2 protein-coding genes are annotated in these 2,360 nt (G+C 45.9%); both read right to left on the bottom strand.

The genetic code is table 11. The features are described 5' to 3' along the window. Positions 1 to 353 precede the first annotated feature (353 nt). The gene (locus ACRCZA_RS11510; RefSeq protein WP_438674575.1) at positions 354 to 485 is read right to left on the bottom strand and encodes a hypothetical protein; all 132 of its coding nucleotides are present in this window, start codon (positions 483 to 485) and stop codon (positions 354 to 356) included. Positions 486 to 703: 218 nt separating this feature from the next. Beyond that, on the bottom strand, positions 704 to 2,062 hold the full coding sequence (locus ACRCZA_RS11505; protein WP_438674574.1) for a YjiH family protein: 1,359 nt from the start codon (positions 2,060 to 2,062) through the stop codon (positions 704 to 706). Positions 2,063 to 2,360: the final 298 nt, after the last annotated feature.

Genomic DNA, 2,360 nt, shown 5'->3' with positions numbered 1-2,360 from the left:
GCATGGGGAGAAAAGTGATGCTATGAAAAAATTATGCAGAAATTATAGCAACTATGTTCAAGGTGAAAAAATTGTAGTTTCCAAAAGGGATATAGAAAAATTCATTTTTAGCTTACGGCAATTTTGGAAAAAAGCTCTGCATGACGAAATTGTTTTATAACAAACGCTTCAAGACGGATTCGCAACGCGTGGCATTTTTACTATGTGTAGTGGATGAGTAAAATTGGCCTCTCGATTAGAGGCTTTGCCATACATCGAATAATTCGTTTTAAGCTAAATTAGCAAAGCTACTGACACGCATTTGTCCCAAAGCGTGCTAAGTAAGGTTATGACGTCTACAGGCTAAGCCAAGGCTAAACAGGTGAACCATGGTGATTAGCGAGACGACCGTCCGCCCCATGGACGGGGCGGCCGAGCATCCACGGATGGACTTGCTGCGTGTCGTTGAGCAAATACCATGGTTCGCCCTTAAATATGGCCTGCATTTAATAACCAAGCAGTGATATTCGCTTTTCTATATTTAGCGCCCTTCAATATTTAACGCTCTTTTGTCCAAAACCGAGTTATGTGCTAACGAGTGACGTTTGTACGCTTACTTAAGCCGCACTACATCATCAAAACTGTCTGTTCGTGTATGAGTGAATATAAAAAAGGGGAGTCAGTTAACCTGACTCCCCTTGATATTTTAAAGCTGATGTCGCGCTTAAAATAGGAGGTGTGCCACGCCGGCAATCACGGGCAATGTCACTAAGGTGCGCAGCAAAAAGACCACAAAGAGCTCCACAAAATTGACTGGAATCTTACTGCCGATCAGCAGCGCGCCGACTTCGCTCATATAAATCAGCTGCGTTACGGATAGCGCGGCAATTACAAAGCGCGTCATGTCCGATTCAATGGAGCTGGCGAGAATCGATGGGATAAACATATCGGCAAAACCTACCACAATCGTTTTAGAGGCGGCGGTGGCCTCTGGGATCTGCAGCAGTTCCAGCAACGGAATAAAGGGCATTCCGAGGTAGTTAAAAATCGGGGTATGCTCGGCAATGATCAATGCCGTGGTGCCAATAGCCATTACCACCGGGATGATGCCAAATATCATATCCACTACGTTTTTAATGCCTTCCTCTAGGACGGCTTTCACCCCTTTGATATTGGCGGCTTTTTCTAAGGCTTTATCAAAGCCCCAAGATAAGGCGCTGTGGCCTGCGGGAATGAGTTCATCATCGGCTTGGCGCGGCGTCTCATCGATATAGTGATCCTTTTTCCAAGACAGCGGGGGCAGCTTAGGCACAATGAACGCTGCGGCAAACCCTGCGAGGCACACGGTCAAATAGAAAGGAACAAACATATGCTCTAATTTAACCTGGGAGATCACGACGAGGCAGAAGGTAATCGATACCGCAGAAAAGGTGGTACCAATCACCGCCGCTTCCCGTTGGGTGTAAAAGCGTGCTTCGTATTGTTTGCTGGTGAGCAAGATCCCTACGCTACCGTCACCCAGCCATGAGGCCATACAGTCGATCGCGCTGCGGCCAGGCAGGTTAAAAAGCGGGCGCATGATTTTAGTCAGCAGGGTGCCACACAACTCTAATAGGCCAAAGTTCAGCAGCAGCGGTAACAGCATGCCGGCAAAAGTAAATACCGAAAATAACACGGGTAATAAATCGTTTAATACCAAGGCTCCGGTATTGGCGGAGTGAATAAGTTCAGGCCCTAGTGCGCCGTAGGTCAGCACAATAAAAACTGCACCGATAAGCCGGGTGACAAGCCACATTGGCGTCACATTCAGTAAGCCGTTGAGAAAAGGGCTATTGAGTACACACTTAGGCTGAACAACCTTGGTCAGCAGCGACGCTAACGCCATCGCAACCACAATCACAGTGATGATTAAGGTGAGTACGTCACTGAGTGCCTGTTGCAGTGCTTTAGAGATGATGGCGATAGGAATCGTGATCGCATCGTTATAACTAATGGGGGTCACAAACAACAGTAGACCGATGAGCGAAGGGACGATAAAGGTGAGTATCGTCTTGAGATTGCGGTTGTTATGTTCAGTAGCCAATGGTGTACACCTTAAGTACGAGTCGCACAAAATAAACATGAAGTTAAGCATCTACGCGAAGGGCATTTAAGCCGGTTGCAGCTGCATTTAAATTCAATTCAACACGAGAAAGGCGCAAGATTACTCGCTTCGCTGAGCTATGTAAAACGATTCGCGAATTTGTTTGAGCTAAGCAGCAAATTCGCATAGTTATTTTTAGCATGCCCCAAAGTGAATTATCGATACACATGCTTAGGGTTGTTTTATTTTTAGCTTATTAATCATTTTGTTATATGTTTAAGAGGAAGTTTGCAACCTT

The sequence above is a fragment of the Shewanella sp. genome (assembly GCF_051658185.1).
Taxonomy (GTDB): domain Bacteria; phylum Pseudomonadota; class Gammaproteobacteria; order Enterobacterales; family Shewanellaceae; genus Shewanella.
The sequence above is the reverse complement of the archived record's forward strand: the minus strand, read 5'-3'. Positions and strand labels throughout refer to the sequence as shown.

Bases quoted from the DNA above. Each gene is read 5' to 3' on its own strand.
- ACRCZA_RS11510 (WP_438674575.1), bottom strand. From the start codon at position 485: ATGCAGGCCATATTTAAGGGCGAACCATGGTATTTGCTCAACGACACG.